This is a genomic window from Ochrobactrum vermis (genome assembly GCF_002975205.1).
Taxonomy (GTDB): Bacteria; Pseudomonadota; Alphaproteobacteria; order Rhizobiales; family Rhizobiaceae; genus Brucella; species Brucella vermis.
Genome location: NZ_PCOC01000001.1, coordinates 1,095,701 through 1,111,075 on the forward strand (window position 1 = coordinate 1,095,701; position 15,375 = coordinate 1,111,075).

Below are 15,375 nucleotides of genomic sequence, written 5' to 3' on the forward strand. Positions count from 1 at the left end.
TGCGCGCTTCATCCTGTCAGTCCTCGAAAACGGAGGGCAGAGGAGGGCGCGTTTCCTCCAGCGTCTCCGGGCGCTATAACCTTTTGAAGGAAATGCGATGAGCAAGCGCGAATCCGCTAAGTACAAAATTGATCGCCGTCTTGGCGAAAACATCTGGGGTCGTCCGAAGTCCCCGGTAAACCGTCGTGAATATGGCCCGGGCCAGCACGGTCAGCGCCGTAAGGGCAAGCTGTCGGACTTCGGTGTACAGCTCCGCGCAAAGCAGAAGCTCAAGGGCTTCTACGGCGACATCTCCGAAAAGCAGTTCCGCAAGACCTACGAAGAAGCCGCTCGCCGCAAGGGTGACACCGGCGAAAACCTGATCGGTCTGCTGGAATCGCGTCTCGACGCAATCGTCTATCGCGCCAAGTTCGTTCCGACGATCTTTGCTGCCCGCCAGTTCATCAACCACGGCCACGTGAATGTGAACGGTCGCCGCGTCAACGTCCAGTCCTACCGCCTGAAGGCCGGCGACATCGTTGAAGTCCGCGAAAAGTCGAAGCAGCTGGTCATCGTTCTCGAAGCTATTCAGCTCGCAGAACGCGATGTTCCAGACTACCTCGAAGTCGACCACAACAAGCTGGTTGCGACCTATTCCCGCGTTCCGACCCTTACGGATGTGCCTTACGCCGTCCAGATGGAACCGAACCTGGTCGTCGAATTCTACTCGCGTTAATATCAGGCGCGCTCAGGCGCGCCGGATATATGCCGAAATCAAGAAACCGCGCTGTACATGCAGCGCGGTTTTTTTCTGCCTTTATCCCGGAATCTTGGCGATTGGGCCGGGAGGGCCGAGCGTATCATCGATTTGCCGGTCGACATGATATGTCGCACATCCGCAAAGTAGTGCTCCGGCTAAAAGCAGAAAAGCGGTTTTCCGGAGCGCTACGGCCATGGGCCGTTGACCCGGGGCACATAATAAATGACGAATTGGAACCATTGAAATCTCATCTGTTAGTGAAAACAAACAGTTAGAGCCTGATCTGATGCAATCAGACCGAAACGCACTCCAAGTCGTAGAATAAAAGGCAGCTGCGGACACTCGTGCTTTGTTGCTGGCAAGCGGTGATCGACCACGGGCTGATGCGCACAATCATAAAGAAACCGCGTTTCCCGGTTTTCCCTGCGGCCAGTTTTCGGTATTAAGCGTTCAACATCTTCAATCGTTTTTCGGGAAGCACCATGAACGCTTTCGATCCAGATATTGCGCCAGATACCGTGGAAGACACAGGCGGCGACGGCTGTCATCCGCTGTTCCGCGCTGTTCCGACCACGGTCGAGTTCAACAAGCTGCGCAAACGTCTTTTGCGTCTCACGCGGCAGGCTATCGACGATTTCGCGATGGTGAAGCCCGGCGAGCGTTGGATGGTATGCCTTTCAGGCGGGAAGGATTCCTATGGCCTTCTCGCTTTGCTGCTCGATCTCAAATGGCGCGGTCTGCTGCCGGTCGAGTTGCTGGCCGTCAATCTGGATCAAGGCCAACCGAATTTTCCCAAGCACATTCTGCCGGACTTCCTGAAGCGGTATGAGATCGAACACCGTATCGAATATCAGGACACTTATTCGATCGTAACCGACAAATTGCCGGAAACCAGCACCTATTGCTCGCTGTGCTCGCGCCTGCGTCGGGGAAATCTCTACCGCATCGCTCGTGAAGAGGGCTGCTCGGCCATCGTTCTTGGCCATCACCGGGAAGATATTCTCGAGACCTTTTTCATGAACCTGTTCCATGGCGGGCGTCTGGCTGCGATGCCGCCAAAGCTTTTGAACGACGAAGGGGATCTGATGGTATTCCGGCCGCTGGCTTATGCGGCGGAAGACGATCTGGAGAAATTTGCGACCGCGATGCAGTTTCCGATCATTCCGTGCGATCTGTGCGGTAGTCAGGAAGGACTGCAGCGCAATGCTATGAAGTCCATGCTGACCGATATCGAGAAGCGTATGCCGGGTCGCAAAGACACGATGATCCGTGCGATGACGAATGTGCGTCCAAGCCATCTGCTGGATCGCAAGCTGTTCGATTTTGCAGGACTGATGCCGAATAATGCGGGGGAGGACGATGATGCGGTTTGATGAAGGACAGATGGACTGGCTGGCGGATTTGCTTGCAAATGCGGCTCGTCAGGAAATCATGCCCCGGTTTCGTCGGCTGGACGCTGGCGATATCCGGCAGAAGACATCTCCCGCCGATCTGGTAACGGAAGCGGATGTGAATGCAGAACGGTTCATCACCGCCAAGCTCAAGGAGCGCTTCGCCGATGCAGTGATCGTCGGCGAGGAGGCCTGTTCCGACAATCCTGCTTTGCTTGCCGGCCTTGACGACGCGGAGCTTGCTTTCACGATCGACCCGGTCGACGGCACTTTCAACTTTGCCTCCGGTGTTCCGCTGTTTGGCGTCATGCTTGCGGTGGTGTCGAAAGGCGAAACTGTTGCCGGTATCATTCACGATCCTGTCGGAAATGACTGGATCATGGCTGCAAAGGGTGGCGGAAGCTATATTCGCCACGCGAACGGAGATGTGGGTAAGGTGAACGTTGCCGAGCCAGCCGCGATCAACCAGATGACTGGTTCGGTTTCCTGGCAATATACGGACGAACCGATGCGGTCGCGTCTGGCGCGCAATCATACGAAGTTTCTGTCGCAGGTCGGCTATCGCTGCGCAGCGCACGAGTATCGCATCATCGCGACCGGTGGGGCGCATTTTGCCGTCTATAACAAGCTTATGCCTTGGGACCATCTTCCGGGAGCGTTGATCCACCAAGAAGCTGGCGGTTATCTCGCGCGATGGGACGGAAGCGCATATTTGCCCTCTCACACGGGTGGCGGGCTTCTGGTGGCACCGAGCAAGGATAGCTGGCAGTCGATTCATAACGCGCTTTGGGAAGCATAAAACCGTTAGAGTGATGTCCGATATGGAAAGGCCCGCTACATCGGCGGGCCTTTCTTGTTTTGCACGACAAAATCGATCAGATCACGTGTTCTGCGGGCGGGTTCTGCACCCTGAACAACCGACCGCGTTCAGCTATCAGCACACAGCCAAGGGCGACAAATCCCAGTACGCAATAGCCCGTTGCGACCGGCGTGGTTGTGCCATCAAACGCCTGGCCGATGAGAGCACCCAATGCCGCGCCGATCACGGTTTGGGCAAAGCCCAGAACGGAGGAGGCCGTTCCGGCAACCTCGCCGAGCGGCTCCATAGCCAGCGCATTGAAATTGGCGGTCACGAGGCTGAACGAGAACATGATGGTCATGTAGATCGCCATCAGGATCGGGAAGGGAACCGGGCCTTCCATCGTGGCTGACAGAACCATCCACAAAAGGCTGAACCCGGTGAAAACCAGCAGCATGGTCTGGGAAATTCTCCGCATACCGTAGCGGCCAACCAGGCGCGAGTTCATGAATGAGGCAAGCGCCAGCGTCATGGCGACTGCGGCGAAAGCCAATGGGAACAAGGCGCCGAGCTTGTAGATATCGACGAAGATCTGCTGCGCCGAATTGATGTAGCCGAACAACGCACCAAGGATGAACGATGTGCCCAGCATGTAAAACAGGGCGACGCGGTTCGAAAGGACGATTCCGAATCCACCGATCACGCTCTTTACGGTCAATGGACGCCGATTGGATGCGGGCAGGGTTTCTGGCAACCGAAAGAAGGCCCAGATACCGACGGCAAGTGCCATGATGGCCATAGACAGGAAGATCAGGTGCCATTCGCCGAAAAGCATGATGAGCTGGCCAGTTGCAGGTGCAACGACAGGCAGGATCATGAAAACCATCATGACGAGCGACATGACCTCGGCCATCTGACGACCGGCGAACTTGTCGCGAACGACAGATACGGCGATCACGCGCGTGGCGGCGGCGCCAAGCCCCTGCAACACGCGCAAGATGATAAGCGTGGTGAAGTCGGTGACAATGGCCGATCCCAGAGCGGCCAGAATGTAAATGACGAGCCCGCCGAACAGAGGCAGCCTACGACCGAAGCGGTCGCTTAATGGTCCATATATCAGCTGAGAAACGCCAAAGCCAAGCAGGTAGGCTGTTATGACGAACTGGACGTGATTTTCGGACTGCACGCCAAGACTTGCACCGATCTGCGGCAAGCCGGGCAGCATGATATCGACCGCCAGCGCATTGATGGCCATGATCGCTGCAATGAGCGCGATGAATTCGCCACGCCCGCGCATGGAGGCCTTCTGGTCCGGCGAACCGTTCTTGATGTCGAGCGGCATGACTGGCATTCCTTGGCAAAGTGACGCATCGCGTCTGAAAGACACGACACGAAAGACAAAATTTAGAAAGCAGAAGCCGACAGATGGAAGTCTGTCGTTGAAGCATCCAGCAAACGCAAAAGGCGCCGTAGAACGGCGCCTTTGGAAAAAAGGTGAGGCTAAAGCCGTATAACGGGCAATTAATCCTCAAGCAGCCTTGGTGGCAATACCCTTATCGGTAAAAAGTGCCTGTAATTCGTTCGATTGGAACATTTCGCGCACGATATCGCAGCCGCCGACGAATTCACCCTTCACATAGAGCTGAGGAATGGTTGGCCAGCTGGAATATTCCTTGATGCCCTGACGCAGTTCATCAGAGGACAGGACGTTGACGCCTTTGTAATCCACGCCGAGATAGTCGAGGATCTGGACCACCTGACCGGAGAAACCGCATTGCGGGAAGCCCGGCGTGCCCTTCAGGAAAAGCACGACGTCGTTGGTCTTCACTTCATTTTCGATGAAATCGTTGATGCCGGTCATTTGTGGTCCTTTCCAAGCATGATCCCGAAAAATTGCCAGACTTTTCGCACAAGATCATGCGCTCAACAAACACGCGCCGAAGCAAATTTCGGCGTAAACTGGGAGGTCTTTCCCAATATAGTCATTTGTATGCTGGTAACCACCCTGTTTGGGCGAAAGCAAGTCAAATGCGCAGAAAATCCGTATCCAGAGGAGCTGCATCTTGCCGCAGCAGGATCGGCTCCCCGAAACGGCCTTCCGTTATTCCGGTACGCTGGTCTGCAAGGCGAGTGCGTGAAGCACGCCGCCCATGTTACCCTTCAGCGCATCATAGACCATCTGGTGCTGCTGCACACGGGACTTGCCACGGAAACTTTCCGCGATCACCTCGGCGGCATAATGGTCTCCGTCTCCGGCAAGGTCGCGGATCGTCACCTTTGCGCCGGGAATGCCTTCGCGTATCAGTTTTTCGATCTCATGAGCGTCCATAGCCATGCAAAATCTCCCGCCGTTTCCGGCATCTTCTTATCGTTTTATCGAATCGTAACGCACCATCGTGGAACGTCAACAAACATCTGTCTAACGCTTAAATAGCGGACAAGCAAACCGCCCGGACGGGGTTTCCATCCGGGCGGCAAAAGGTATCAGCAATGCGAATTCAGGTCAGTTATCGCTGACCGGTTCGCCGCTCATGAAGCCTGGGAACCAGCCTTCAAAGGCATTGGTCAGATCGACAATGCTGACATCAACAATGCTGCCGATCTTCAGGCGGTCACCGCCAACGGTGCCTAGTACACGGAACGGGACGCCTGCACCTTCGGCGTTAAGCGCAATGAGCTTTGCCATTTCCGCTGTGGCCGCGACGACATAACGCGCCTGATCTTCACCGAAAAGGACTGCGTGTGGCAGGCCGTCACCAGCATCGAGCTCTGCGCCCTTGCCGGATTTGATTGCCATTTCCGCGACGGCAATCGCCAGGCCGCCATCTGAAAGGTCATGACAGGCCGTAACCTGACCATTGCGGATGGCGGAGCGGATGAACTCGCCGTTGCGCTTTTCAAGTGCGAGATCGACCGAAGGGGCAGGGCCATCGGCACGGTCAAACAGATCACGCAGGTAAACCGACTGACCCAGATGCGTGCCGTCACCGCCAAGCAGAACCAGCGTGTCGCCGTCCTGCATGCCGCCGATCTTGGCCGTCTGCGTCCAATCCGGAATGAGACCGACACCGGCAATGGTCGGGGTTGGCAGAATGGCCTGACCGTTAGTCTCGTTATAAAGCGAGACATTGCCCGAAACGATCGGGAAGTCGAGCGCGCGGCAGGCTTCGCCAATGCCTTCGATGGCCTTGACGAGCTGGCCCATGATTTCCGGCTTTTCAGGATTGCCGAAGTTCAGATTGTCGGTCGATGCCAGCGGCTCTGCACCGGTCGCGGTGATGTTGCGCCAGCATTCGGCGACGGCCTGCTTGCCGCCTTCAAACGGGTCCGCTTCGCAATAGCGTGGCGTCACGTCCGACGAGAAGGCGAGCGCCTTGGTTTCATGACCTTCAACTCGGATCACACCGGCGTCGCCGCCTGGAACCTGCAGGGAATTGCCCTGAATGAGCGTGTCATACTGTTCATAAACCCAGCGGCGCGACGAAAGGTCAGGAGAGCCGAGGAGCTTGAGAAGCGCTGCCGAATAATCGTCCACCTGCGGCACATTGCTGGCTGGAAGCGGTGCATGCTTGCCCGGCTCCATCCATGGGCGATCATATTCCGGTGCTTCGTCGCCCAGATCCTTGATCGGCAGGTTGGCGACTTCTTCGCCCTGATGAATGACTCGGAAGCGCAGATCATCGGTCGTCTTGCCGACGATAGCGAAATCGAGGCCCCATTTGCGGAAAATGGCCTGTGCTTCAGCTTCTTTTTCGGGCTTCAACACCATGAGCATGCGCTCCTGGCTTTCCGAAAGCATCATTTCATAGGCCGTCATGTTCACTTCGCGAACCGGAACATGGTCGAGAATGAGTTCAATGCCGAGGTCGCCCTTGGCGCCCATTTCGACAGCCGAACAGGTGAGACCGGCTGCACCCATATCCTGAATGGCGATGACCGCACCAGAGGCCATCAGCTCAAGACAGGCTTCGAGCAGGCACTTTTCGGTAAACGGATCGCCGACCTGAACGGTGGGGCGCTTTTCGTCAATCGACTCGTCGAATTCAGCCGATGCCATGGTCGCGCCGCCGACGCCGTCGCGGCCCGTCTTGGCACCCAGATAGACAACCGGCAGGCCGACGCCCTTGGCTTCCGACAGGAAGATACCGTCATGCTTGGCAAGACCGGCTGCAAATGCATTGACGAGGATATTGCCGTTATAGCGCTTGTCGAAATTCACTTCGCCGCCAACGGTCGGCACGCCGAAGGCATTGCCGTAGCCGCCAACGCCGGACACGACACCCGACACGAGGTGACGGGTCTTCGGATGATCGGGTTCGCCAAAGCGCAGTGCGTTCATCGCCGCAACGGGACGTGCGCCCATGGTGAACACGTCGCGCAGAATGCCGCCGACGCCGGTTGCAGCACCCTGATAGGGCTCAATGTAGGACGGGTGGTTGTGGCTTTCCATCTTGAAGACGACGCAATCGCCATCGCCAATATCGACCACGCCTGCGTTTTCACCGGGACCCTGAATAACGCGCGGCCCGGTTGTCGGCAGCGTGCGAAGCCATTTCTTGGAGGACTTGTAGGAGCAGTGCTCGTTCCACATGGCCGAGAAAATCCCAAGCTCCGTGAAGGTGGGCTCGCGTCCGATCAGTTCAAGAATGCGCTGATACTCGTCCGGCTTGAGGCCGTGGGATTCGATGAGTTCCGGCGTGATGTCGCGCTTATTGGAAATAGTCATGGAAATGGGCAACCCCGTCGCAGGCTGTGGCACCCAAAAACCTTCCGCCGAAGGCTGGGCATCTAAGGTTTCAAGGGGCCTCTTTAACCTAACTCTGTTGGAAGCGCGACAGGAAAATACCGCTTTCCCGGCCTCAATCGTATATCAATCACGATAAATCGAAACCAACTCTGTCAGACACTGCCTTCATATCCCGCCTGTTCGTTTTCAAGCAGTCGCCGCAGGGTCAAAAATCCGTTCTCGACCACTTCGCGATCGGCCGGTGAGGAGAAGGCGACGCGAACCCGATGATAGACCTGTTCCACGCGGCCCGCTTTGAACTCGTCCTCGTCATCGATCAAAATGCCGCTTTCATAGGCCGCAGCCTTGAAGGTTCCCGAAAGCCATGGTTCCGGCAAACCCATCCAGAGAAACGGGATGGTGGGCTTGGAAACAAAATCGAAACCGCTGAAGACTTTACGGGCCATTTCCTCACGCACGACGGTTTCTGCACGGCATTTGCCATGAATGGCGTCGGCCTCGCCGGACAACACAAGCTGGGCACCGGTTTCGGCAAGCAGGAATGCTGCGCCACCTGTTACCATCTTATGCGTGACCTTCACACGTTGAGCGCAATGCGCAGGGCAAGCGACCCAGCCGCTGCGTATCCCTGCCGCAACGGCCTTGGACAGGCCGGAGACGACGAATGTGCGTTCAGGTGCAAAACTTGCCAATGGCGGTATCTGGCTGTCGCACATGACGCCGTAGATATCGTCTTCGATAAGCCAGACATTGTAACGCCGGGCGATGTCGGCAATGGCGCGACGGCGCTCTTCGGGCATGACCGAAAGCGTTGGATTGTGCAGTGTCGGCATCAGGAAGGCGAGGGTCGGATGCTGCTGGCGACAGGCCCGTTCGAATTCTTCCGGGATCAGCCCATACTCATCCAGACCTGCCTGAATCGTGCGTCGACCGAGAAGCCGCACGGAACGGCTGATCTGCGCATAAGTCAGATTTTCGAACAGGATGCGATCGCCCGGATTCGTGAAGGCCGTTATGATGGCAATGCTCGCAGCCTGCGCGCCATTGGTGACGACAATACTGTCGAGGTCCGGGCGCCAATCCGCTCGCGAAAGCCATTTTTGCCCGGCCTCCAGCCAGTGCTGCGGAAAATAACGCGAATAGCTCGCGATATCCTGCGGGAAATCCCGGTGAATGTCGGAGTTGATCCTGGCGAGAACTTCATGCTGGCCGACATCGGGTGCTGCCGTCGTATCGAAACGTATTTTCCCTGAAGGGATATCAGCGGGCTTTGTGCCGGCGATACCGGAGGCGACCAGTGCATTATCCGCAGGCTCCTCTCCCAGCACATAGGTTCCCCGGCCGACTTCGCCCGTAACGAGGCCACGTTCATGGGCGAGGGCATAGGCGCGACCGATTGTGCCGATTGTCACCTTCAGGTCGAATGCCAGATTGCGCTGCGGGGGGAGTTTGCTTCCCGTTGGCAATCCGCCATTCCCGATAGCCTCTTCGATAGCATCGGCAAGCTGAAGGTAAAACGGACCGGATTTACCGGTAAGGTCTGGAATCCAATTTGTCATGGTGACAACTTATAAATTGTACCTATTGCTAAGTCAATTATAGAGTCAATTCGTCGCTGCTTGGTGACGCTATACCTGTCCGGGCAGTTGTGTCGGGGCAAATCGACGGTTTTCCCCAGCTCCCAACTGGCCCAGCCGACAATGAATGGACCGAACCAATGTTCTACTTTAGACCGCAGACCGAGACAATAGATACAATTCTTCCTGTGCCCGTGGCGGATAGCATCACGGACTTGCCAAAAGCATTGCAGGTCAATCTGACAGCGGCTTCTCAACCGACGGTCGGATATGTACGGCGCGTTCTGGATTGGATGTCTTATCGAATGATGTTGCGACGCAGCCGGATCGCCTTGGGTGAACTGACAGACGATCAGTTGCGCGACATCGGACTGCAGCGCGAAGAAGCAGAGCGTGAAGCGCGCAAAGTGCGTTTTCACTTGCGTTAGAGCATGCCTCCCAAAAGTGGGAACCGTCTTCGCGAGGAAATCAGTTCACTGGACTGATTTCTGATCCCGCTACGATGGGATAAAGACATGCGTAAAAAAGTTTGAACCATGTCGCGGAAAATTGACTTCCACTTTTCCGCGACATGCTCTGGTTTTACTGGCAGCCGCTCTGGCCCGAAGCCCAGCGGTTAACGTCGGCGGCGATCCGACCGCCATGGCTTTCCTGCATCATGGGTCCGAAGGCCTCGACGCGTGCCGGATTGCCCTGAGCGTGCACGACGAGCAGCGGACGTGATGCCGGATTACGGGCAGGAACGACCAGAATGCGCGGACGTCCGGTAAAGGAATTCAGTTCCGGCGCAAGCGTATAGCCACGGAAATCCTTGTCCTTTGATTTGAACCAGCAGCTATTTGCTGCCAGCGCGATGCGCTCCATGGTTGGAAGCGCCGCCTTGCTGGCGTCGACGGTGATGGGCCCCGTGGGCTTGCTGGACGTGCAGGCTGCAAGCAATGCAATGGCCGGGAGGGCCAGAAGAGCGAAAGTCTTGGTCTTCAAGGAGGGGCTCCGATAGTGCGTGCCTTCAAAAAGATACGCATGAGGTGGGAATAAGCAGTCTCAGGCTACAGCATCGGCCCAACAATCGGAATCGGTTTTGGGGGCCGATGTGCAGATTCAGTAAGTTAGAGCGACCTTCATGCATCCAGATGGTCGCAAGGCGCTCTAGTGGATTTTGCGAGCTTGACGTTTGAAGCGCGATCTATGTCAGACCGGTATCGAACGTCAAATTCAATCCGCTAGTTGCGGCATGAAAGCTTTCAGTCCGTCGCTCATCTCGTTCCAGATGCGCTCGAAAACCGGATTCTGCTTTGCCTTGGCTGCATATGCATCGAACTTCGGGAACGCGTCCAGCAGATCGGCTTTGCCCGAGAGCTTCTTCAAGGGTTCCATGAGATAACGCACCGGCAGGAGCCAGCAATCTGCAAGGGTCGGTTCGTTACCGGCGGCATAGGCTTTGTCCGACAGGCGGCCTTCAACGACCTTGAGGCCGGTGTGCATCTTGTCGAAAAGGCGTTCGATGCTTGCATTGTCACGTTCGGGCTTGCTCAGCAGGATGAAAAGCTTCATCGCGGGTCCAAGCACGTCCAGTTCCGTCACACGAGCCAGCAGGCGAATGAGCGCCCGCTCACGAGGCGAGCCGGGCAGCAAAGGTGTCTCCGAAAAGTGATCTTCAAGGTACTCAGCGATTACCGCAGCCTCGAAGAGCGTTTCGCCGGAGCTGGTAATCAGCACCGGTACGCGCCGGAGCGGTGTGATATTGCCGAAATCGGCCGGAAACGGGTAGGGCATGGTCATCGGCTTGAAAGGCAGGTCCTTCAGGTAAAGAACTCCGCGTACAAAGGCCGAGTAAGGGGAAAGAGGTCTGGAATAAAGCTGCATGAATGAAGTTCCCCTGATTCGTTATCGCTATAATGTGCGAGGCATTTCCAGCAAAAATGTGAACTCTCCTGCTTGGAAAACCCATGAAACAAATATGGGTCGATTCCGACGAGTCCTCCACTGCATCGACCCGAAAATCGGAATCGATTTTCGGAAAGCATGACGCGTCGATTCAATAGATTGGAGCACCTTTTGTGCGTCCCTAAGAACGCACGACGCTCCAAGCCGGAACCCTCCCGAAGTCAAGCTGCCACGAAATCCGATGCTTTGCCAGTGCAGTTTTGAAGCTGAGGCGGCGGAGTAGGCGCAATAAAAAAGGCGGCTTCAATCGAGCCGCCTTTTCCGTTTATCTTTTCGCTATGTCAGGCAGCGATGCCCAGTGCGCCTGCAAAAAGCGCGCGACCGTCGTCACCGCCATGCGCGGCTTCGATCAGATTTTCCGGATGGGGCATCATGCCAAGCACATTGCCACGTGCATTGACGATACCGGCAATGTCGTTGACCGATCCGTTGGGGTTGGTACCTTCGGCGTAGCGGAACACAACCTGGCCTTCACCTTCGAGACGCTTCAGCGTTTCGGCGTCGGCGAAATAGTTGCCGTCATGATGCGCGACCGGGCAGCGGATGATCTGGCCAGGCTTGTAGCCGCGTGTGAACGACGTGTTGGCGTTGGTCACCTCGAGCTTCACTTCACGGCAGACGAACTTCAGCGAAGCATTGCGCATCAACGCACCCGGCAGAAGCCCGGCTTCGACGAGAATCTGGAAACCGTTGCAGACGCCCATGACCATGACGCCCTTATCGGCTTTCTCGCGCACGGCCTGCATCACCGGCATACGGGCTGCAATTGCACCACAGCGCAGATAGTCGCCATAGGAAAAGCCGCCTGGAATCAGGATCAGGTCCACGTCGTCAGGAATGCTCGTATCGGTCTGCCAGACGGTCACGGGCGCCTGACCGGTGATCTTGGTAAGCGCTGCGATCATGTCGCGATCGCGATTGAGACCGGGAAGGAGAATGACTGCGGATTTCATGGCGTCTGCTTCCTTTGCTGGGCTCAGGCGATGGTGATGGAATAGTCTTCGATCACCGTGTTGGCGAGCAGCTTTTCGCACATGGCCTTCAGGTCGGCTTCGGCCTTGCTCTTGTCAGAGCCGTTCAGCTCGAGGTCGAAAACCTTGCCCTGACGGGCCGAGTTGACGCCGTCGAAACCGAGGCTGCCGAGCGCGCCGACGATTGCCTTGCCCTGCGGGTCGAGAACGCCGTTTTTCAGTGTTACGGTGACGCGTGCCTTGATCACTCTGTAGTTCCTGCAATTTTAGAACGAATGAAACAGCCCGGAAGGCTTAGTTCGGCATGATCTTTTCCGGAAACCGGTTCCCGTTTTTCGGGGTCATGCCCTTCCGGGCTGGGCGGATCATTTTACTTTACAAGCGTGGGGCCGGCCGGGCGAGGCGTGTCGTTCTCGTTCATGATGCCGAGACGGCGAGCCACTTCCTGATAGGCCTCGACCAGTCCGCCCATATCGCGGCGGAAGCGGTCCTTGTCGAGTTTGTCGTTGGTGTTGATATCCCAAAGACGTGCCGAGTCCGGCGAGATTTCGTCGGCGACGACGATGCGCATCATGTCGCCTTCCCACAAACGTCCGCATTCCATCTTGAAGTCGACAAGCTGGATGCCGATGCCGAGGAACAGGCCGGTAAGGAAGTCGTTGACGCGAATGGCGAGCGCCATGATATCGTCGATTTCCGGCGGGCTTGCCCAGCCGAAAGCCGTGATATGCTCTTCGGTGACCATCGGGTCATCGAGCGCGTCGGCCTTGTAGTAGAACTCGATGATCGAGCGCGGCAGGACGGTGCCTTCTTCAAGGCCAAGACGCTTGGCCAGCGAACCGGCTGCGATATTGCGCACAACCACCTCAAGCGGAATAATTTCCACTTCCTTGATCAACTGCTCACGCATGTTGAGGCGGCGGATGAAGTGCGTTGGGATGCCAATGCGGTTAAGCTGGGTGAAGATATGTTCGGAAATGCGGTTGTTCAGCACGCCTTTTCCGTCGATGACCTCATGCTTCTTTGCATTGAAAGCGGTTGCGTCATCTTTGAAAAATTGGACTAGCGTACCGGGTTCAGGGCCTTCATAAAGAATCTTGGCCTTGCCCTCGTAAATACGGCGGCGACGGTTCATGGCTTTTCTCGGATTTCCATATTTATGGTGATCGGCTCGAAGCCGCTATTCTCGCGGGCTACCTATAGCAATTGTGGGCTTTTAACAATCCTGCTTTGTGCCCGTTCCCCCGTTTTCGATGTTTCTGATCGAAGTTTACGCATGAGTCGCAAGAAAGTAGTCTTTAGCTCTTGTATAATCTTGCTCCCCTTGCCAGCTTTAGGCAAGAGAACGGATGACGATCTCTTCTAACTTGGAAGTCTGGGAGCTTAATGAATGACCACTGGCATGGATGATCGCCGCGACGCTTTTGAAAAGAAATTCGCGCTTGATGCGGAACTGCGCTTCAAGGCGGAGGCACGCCGCAACAAGCTTTTGGGACTCTGGGTTGCCGAGCAGCTTGGCAAGAAGGACGCGGACGCCGAAGCCTATGCCAAGGAAGTCGTGGCCGCCGATTTTGAAGAAGCTGGCGATGAGGATGTTTTCCGCAAGGTGCGCGCCGACTTTGATGCTGCCGGTGTCAGCGTGACCGATGAAGCAATCCGCGAGAAGATGTTTGCTTTCCTTGAGGAAGCAGTTCGTCAGGTGAAGCAGGATTGATGAATGATTCAGGGCGGAGCGCCGGTGGCATCTCCGCCCTGAACTTATGAAATGAAGGAAACTCGGATGTCGTTGTCTTCGCGCCTTCGCGCCGGTGAAACTGTGCTTTCCGCTTGGTCATCGCTGCCTGAACCCCTGACTGTTGAAATTCTCGCACACAGCGCCTTCGACGCCGTCACGCTGGACATGCAGCACGGTGGACATGATGAATCGAGCATTTTGCGCTCGCTAGGCCTCGTCCTGAATGCTGGCAAGCCGCCGGTCGTGCGCATTCCTGTCGGCCGTTTCGACATGGCGAGCCGCGCCCTTGATTTCGGCGCCCAGGCGGTCATCGCTCCGATGATCAATTCCGTCGAGGATGCCCGCAAGTTTGCAGCCTCCATGAAGTATCCGCCGGTGGGCGAGCGTTCATGGGGCGTGTTCAGGGCAAATGCAGATTATGGGGCGCCTGGCTCCAATGACTATCTGACGACCGCAAACCATGACACGCTTGCTTTCGCGATGATCGAAACGCGCGATGCCTATGATGCGCTGGATGCCATTCTGGATGTTCGCGGCATTGACGGTGTTTTTGTTGGCCCTGCGGATTTCTCGATAGCATGGAGCAATGGGCGAGAGGCCAATCCCAATTCGGTTGCGATTGTGGAGCCGATCGGCAATATTGCACGCAAGGCCGCCGCAGCAGGAAAGATCGCGGGCATCTATTCGCCTTCGCCGGAGTTTGCGCGCCGTTATATTCCGCTCGGCTTCCGCTTCCTGACGCTCAGCAACGATGGCGGTTATATCCGGCTCGCGGCAGACGTACTGACCAAAGCGGTTCGCGACTAAACCCGTCGCAGGAGACGAATAAGAAAAGGCGGGCTTATGGCCCGCCTTTTTCAATTGGAATAGGCATCAATGATGCTTGGGTGCCTGTAGCTGTGTCATGAATTCAGCGAACACCATCGACCCTTCCGGCCAGGGTCCGTGCCCGGATTCCGAGTTGATATGGCCGGAATCGCCTGCATCGATCAGCATGGCGCCCCAGTCCTTCACGACCTCTTCGGCTGCTTCGAAGCTGGAAAAGGGGTCGTTGCGGCTGACCACGGTGATGGTCGGGAAGGGCAGCCGTTCACGCGGATAGGGACCGAAGGTCATCAGGTGCTTGGGGCGGATAGCTTCGTTCGAAACATCTGGCGGGGCGACAAAGAATGCGCCTGCAATCTTGTGCTGGATATGCGGCATGGCATGAACGGCAGTTGCAACGCCGAGCGAATGCGCGACGAGCACAATCGGCTTCGTCGCCGCATTTGCAGCCTTGACGACTTCGCCGATCCAGTCTTCGCGAACAGGCTTGGTCCACTCCGCCTGCTGGACACGCCGCGCGGTTGAGAGTTTGCTCTCCCAACGGGTCTGCCAGTGGTCGGGGCCGGAATTGGTATAGCCGGGGATGATGAGAATATCTGCGTCTTTGACTTTCATGGCTTCCCATTTAGAGAGGCTTTGTAACT

17 protein-coding genes are annotated in these 15,375 nt (G+C 56.5%); 6 read left to right on the top strand and 11 right to left on the bottom strand.

All coding sequences use genetic code 11. The features are described from left to right. The first annotated feature begins 97 nt into the window (after window positions 1-97). The 3 genes from rpsD (at window position 98) to CQZ93_RS05310 (ending at window position 2,929) form a co-directional block, all read left to right on the top strand. Entirely contained in the window at window positions 98-715 is a 618-nt protein-coding gene (rpsD, locus tag CQZ93_RS05295) for a 30S ribosomal protein S4 (protein WP_105541652.1), read from the top strand. Between the two features lie 506 nt (window positions 716-1,221). Then, window positions 1,222-2,112: a tRNA 2-thiocytidine(32) synthetase TtcA gene (ttcA, locus tag CQZ93_RS05305; RefSeq protein ID WP_105541654.1), complete on the top strand. Its 891-nt coding sequence runs from the start codon at window positions 1,222-1,224 to the stop codon at window positions 2,110-2,112. Then, window positions 2,102-2,929, top strand: a complete 828-nt coding sequence (locus CQZ93_RS05310; RefSeq protein WP_105541655.1) for an inositol monophosphatase family protein — start codon at window positions 2,102-2,104, stop codon at window positions 2,927-2,929. Before ttcA ends, CQZ93_RS05310 begins: the two co-directional genes overlap by 11 nt. Window positions 2,930-3,005: 76 nt before the next feature. Here the strand turns inward: CQZ93_RS05310 and CQZ93_RS05315 are convergent, their stop codons facing one another. The 5 genes from CQZ93_RS05315 to CQZ93_RS05335 form a co-directional block, all read right to left on the bottom strand. Continuing rightward, window positions 3,006-4,271 carry a multidrug effflux MFS transporter gene (locus CQZ93_RS05315; RefSeq protein WP_105541656.1) on the bottom strand — a complete coding sequence of 422 codons (1,266 nt, stop codon included), beginning with the start codon at window positions 4,269-4,271 and terminating at the stop codon, window positions 3,006-3,008. A 186-nt stretch (window positions 4,272-4,457) separates the two neighbouring features. Continuing rightward, complete coding sequence (gene grxD / locus CQZ93_RS05320) at window positions 4,458-4,790, bottom strand: Grx4 family monothiol glutaredoxin (RefSeq protein WP_105541657.1); 333 nt, start codon at window positions 4,788-4,790, stop codon at window positions 4,458-4,460. A gap of 240 nt (window positions 4,791-5,030) precedes the next feature. Next, window positions 5,031-5,264, bottom strand: coding sequence for a BolA/IbaG family iron-sulfur metabolism protein (locus CQZ93_RS05325; RefSeq protein ID WP_105541658.1), 234 nt, complete (start codon window positions 5,262-5,264; stop codon window positions 5,031-5,033). 168 nt (window positions 5,265-5,432) lie between these two features. Further along, entirely contained in the window at window positions 5,433-7,655 is a 2,223-nt protein-coding gene (purL, locus tag CQZ93_RS05330; RefSeq protein ID WP_105541659.1) for a phosphoribosylformylglycinamidine synthase subunit PurL, read from the bottom strand. 173 nt (window positions 7,656-7,828) lie between these two features. Beyond that, window positions 7,829-9,235, bottom strand: coding sequence for an aminotransferase-like domain-containing protein (locus CQZ93_RS05335; RefSeq protein WP_105541660.1), 1,407 nt, complete (start codon window positions 9,233-9,235; stop codon window positions 7,829-7,831). A 158-nt stretch (window positions 9,236-9,393) separates the two neighbouring features. On the opposite strand from CQZ93_RS05335, the gene CQZ93_RS05340 reads away from it, so the two are divergent. After that, a complete protein-coding gene (locus CQZ93_RS05340) occupies window positions 9,394-9,681 on the top strand; it encodes a DUF1127 domain-containing protein (RefSeq protein ID WP_105541661.1) in 288 nt (95 codons plus the stop codon). A 154-nt stretch (window positions 9,682-9,835) separates the two neighbouring features. Here the strand turns inward: CQZ93_RS05340 and CQZ93_RS05345 are convergent, their stop codons facing one another. The 5 genes from CQZ93_RS05345 to purC form a co-directional block, all read right to left on the bottom strand. After that, window positions 9,836-10,237, bottom strand: a complete 402-nt coding sequence (locus CQZ93_RS05345) for a hypothetical protein (protein ID WP_105541662.1) — start codon at window positions 10,235-10,237, stop codon at window positions 9,836-9,838. Between the two features lie 231 nt (window positions 10,238-10,468). Beyond that, window positions 10,469-11,119, bottom strand: a complete 651-nt coding sequence (locus CQZ93_RS05350; RefSeq protein WP_105541663.1) for a glutathione S-transferase family protein — start codon at window positions 11,117-11,119, stop codon at window positions 10,469-10,471. A gap of 362 nt (window positions 11,120-11,481) precedes the next feature. Continuing rightward, entirely contained in the window at window positions 11,482-12,153 is a 672-nt protein-coding gene (gene purQ, locus CQZ93_RS05355; RefSeq protein WP_105541664.1) for a phosphoribosylformylglycinamidine synthase subunit PurQ, read from the bottom strand. A 23-nt stretch (window positions 12,154-12,176) separates the two neighbouring features. Beyond that, window positions 12,177-12,419, bottom strand: coding sequence for a phosphoribosylformylglycinamidine synthase subunit PurS (gene purS, locus CQZ93_RS05360; protein WP_105541665.1), 243 nt, complete (start codon window positions 12,417-12,419; stop codon window positions 12,177-12,179). 122 nt (window positions 12,420-12,541) lie between these two features. Next, entirely contained in the window at window positions 12,542-13,306 is a 765-nt protein-coding gene (gene purC, locus CQZ93_RS05365; RefSeq protein ID WP_105541666.1) for a phosphoribosylaminoimidazolesuccinocarboxamide synthase, read from the bottom strand. Between the two features lie 255 nt (window positions 13,307-13,561). Between purC and CQZ93_RS05375 the strand changes: the two genes are divergently transcribed. Next, entirely contained in the window at window positions 13,562-13,885 is a 324-nt protein-coding gene (locus CQZ93_RS05375; RefSeq protein ID WP_105541667.1) for a DUF1476 domain-containing protein, read from the top strand. Window positions 13,886-13,951: 66 nt separating this feature from the next. Continuing rightward, window positions 13,952-14,713: an HpcH/HpaI aldolase family protein gene (locus tag CQZ93_RS05380; protein ID WP_105541668.1), complete on the top strand. Its 762-nt coding sequence runs from the start codon at window positions 13,952-13,954 to the stop codon at window positions 14,711-14,713. Between the two features lie 66 nt (window positions 14,714-14,779). Here CQZ93_RS05380 and CQZ93_RS05385 read toward each other — a convergent pair whose 3' ends face one another. Beyond that, entirely contained in the window at window positions 14,780-15,346 is a 567-nt protein-coding gene (locus tag CQZ93_RS05385; protein WP_105541669.1) for an alpha/beta hydrolase, read from the bottom strand. Window positions 15,347-15,375 lie beyond the last annotated feature (29 nt).

Bases quoted from the DNA above. Each gene is read 5' to 3' on its own strand.
- rpsD (WP_105541652.1), top strand. From the start codon at position 98: ATGAGCAAGCGCGAATCCGCTAAGTACAAAATTGATCGCCGTCTTGGC.
- ttcA (WP_105541654.1), top strand. From the start codon at position 1,222: ATGAACGCTTTCGATCCAGATATTGCGCCAGATACCGTGGAAGACACA.
- CQZ93_RS05310 (WP_105541655.1), top strand. From the start codon at position 2,102: ATGCGGTTTGATGAAGGACAGATGGACTGGCTGGCGGATTTGCTTGCA.
- CQZ93_RS05315 (WP_105541656.1), bottom strand. From the start codon at position 4,271: ATGCCGCTCGACATCAAGAACGGTTCGCCGGACCAGAAGGCCTCCATG.
- grxD (WP_105541657.1), bottom strand. From the start codon at position 4,790: ATGACCGGCATCAACGATTTCATCGAAAATGAAGTGAAGACCAACGAC.
- CQZ93_RS05325 (WP_105541658.1), bottom strand. From the start codon at position 5,264: ATGGCTATGGACGCTCATGAGATCGAAAAACTGATACGCGAAGGCATT.
- purL (WP_105541659.1), bottom strand. From the start codon at position 7,655: ATGACTATTTCCAATAAGCGCGACATCACGCCGGAACTCATCGAATCC.
- CQZ93_RS05335 (WP_105541660.1), bottom strand. From the start codon at position 9,235: ATGACAAATTGGATTCCAGACCTTACCGGTAAATCCGGTCCGTTTTAC.
- CQZ93_RS05340 (WP_105541661.1), top strand. From the start codon at position 9,394: ATGTTCTACTTTAGACCGCAGACCGAGACAATAGATACAATTCTTCCT.
- CQZ93_RS05350 (WP_105541663.1), bottom strand. From the start codon at position 11,119: ATGCAGCTTTATTCCAGACCTCTTTCCCCTTACTCGGCCTTTGTACGC.
- purQ (WP_105541664.1), bottom strand. From the start codon at position 12,153: ATGAAATCCGCAGTCATTCTCCTTCCCGGTCTCAATCGCGATCGCGAC.
- purC (WP_105541666.1), bottom strand. From the start codon at position 13,306: ATGAACCGTCGCCGCCGTATTTACGAGGGCAAGGCCAAGATTCTTTAT.
- CQZ93_RS05375 (WP_105541667.1), top strand. From the start codon at position 13,562: ATGACCACTGGCATGGATGATCGCCGCGACGCTTTTGAAAAGAAATTC.
- CQZ93_RS05380 (WP_105541668.1), top strand. From the start codon at position 13,952: ATGTCGTTGTCTTCGCGCCTTCGCGCCGGTGAAACTGTGCTTTCCGCT.
- CQZ93_RS05385 (WP_105541669.1), bottom strand. From the start codon at position 15,346: ATGAAAGTCAAAGACGCAGATATTCTCATCATCCCCGGCTATACCAAT.